Source organism: Tychonema sp. LEGE 07196 (assembly GCF_963890365.1).
Lineage (GTDB): Bacteria > Cyanobacteriota > Cyanobacteriia > Cyanobacteriales > Microcoleaceae > Microcoleus.
Map to the genome: position 1 here is coordinate 1 of NZ_CAWPRX010000115.1, position 1,593 is coordinate 1,593.

General features: G+C 46.5%; 1 protein-coding gene and 1 pseudogene. One reads left to right on the forward strand and one right to left on the reverse strand.

Features of this window, described 5'->3' with window-relative positions; all coding sequences use genetic code 11:
• The coding region (locus tag AACV78_RS13990; RefSeq protein WP_194074432.1) for a type IV pilus twitching motility protein PilT at positions 1-1,145 on the forward strand (1,145 nt) is incomplete at its 5' end.
• A 256-nt stretch (positions 1,146-1,401) separates the two neighbouring features.
• Here the strand turns inward: AACV78_RS13990 and AACV78_RS13995 are convergent.
• Positions 1,402-1,593, reverse strand: a pseudogene (locus AACV78_RS13995) (hypothetical protein); the annotation flags it as partial.

Below are 1,593 nucleotides of genomic sequence, written 5' to 3' on the forward strand. Positions count from 1 at the left end.
GGGCTGTGGAGACACCCACCAGTACGATCGAACAAATGGTCAGAGATGCCCACAGCGCATCGGCTTCCGACATTCACATTAGAGTCGGCCAAGTACCTCGATTTCGGATTCGGGGCGTGATGCAAGTAGCAACCACTCACCCCAAAGTAACGCCAGAATTGTTTGAAAATTATCTAGCCGAAATTCTCACCCCCGAACAGCGAAAACAGTTTGCAGCTACCAAGGAATTAGATACAGCAATTTTTTATCCAGGCTTCGTGCGTTGTCGCGTCAACTGTTTCGATGCCCTCAGCGGCGGTGCGATAGTATTGCGGTTGATCAATTTGGAAATACCGACAATCGATTCCTTGAGGCTACCAGAAGTTCTCAAAAATATCATTTTGCGATCGCAGGGATTAATTTTGGTGACGGGGCCTACAGGTTCGGGAAAATCAACAACAGTAGCTGCCATGATCGACCATCTCAACCAGATGGAACAGAAGCACGTAGTTACAATTGAAGACCCGATCGAATTCATTCACCCTTCCAAGAAATGCTTGGTCAGCCAGCGGGAAGTCGGCTTGCACACCCACGAATTTCAGCAGGCTTTGCGGGCAGTTTTGCGAGAAGATCCAGATGTGATTCTGATCGGGGAAATGCGCGATCGCGTTACCATCAATACAGCCCTGCAAGCAGCTCAAACAGGTCACTTAGTAATTGGAACTCTCCACACTCGCAGCGCCATAAACGCCATTAACCGCTTGTTAAATATGTATCCGCCGGAGGAACAGCAAGCGATGCGGATTCAAATTTGCGACTCTTTGGTAGCAGTAATTGCCCAACTTTTGCTGCCAACAGTTGACAACCGCCGCGTCGCAGTTCACGACATTTTGGTGAATACGCCCGCCATGCACGATTACTTAATGAAAGGTGCTGAGGACGAAGCTTTCCGGTTGATGGAACATGACACCTACGAAGGAATGCAGATTATCAACCAGGGTCTTTATAAACTGGTGCTCGAAGGTAGAGTGACGATCGAAGAAGCAGCAAAAAGTTCTCCCGAAGCCAGCGATTTAGACCGTCGTTTACGGACTGGAGGCTACGATGTTGGGGACGCTCGCGGCTTTGAAGGCAGCAAAAAAGAACGCAGCATTCGCGATCGGTAGCAGCACGCATATAGGGGTAGTCTTGTTCTGGCTACCCACCAATTCATACTATTTGAGATTTGAGATTTAAGAGTTGAAATTAAAAAATTGGGAATGAGTTATTGTGTACGGATCTGTAGCAGTTTGAGGGAAAAATGAGGTATTGAGCGATCGCTCAATACCTCATATCATATCCGGTCAATTACTATCACAAAAACGCTTCGTAGTGCTAATCGATCGGAGATGATATCAATCGCTCAATTCCCCAATCTAAAATCTAAAATCTAAAACTCGTACTGAGCGAAGCCGAAGTATCTAAAATCGACTCAGTTCTCACTTTTTTGAGAAAAGCTATAACCTCGTATAGCAATCCTTGCAGGAGTCGTAAAATTTTTACCCCACCCCAACCCTCCCCGCGGGTTCGGGGAGGGAGTAAGAAATTCACAAATGATTTAGGATTGCTATATAT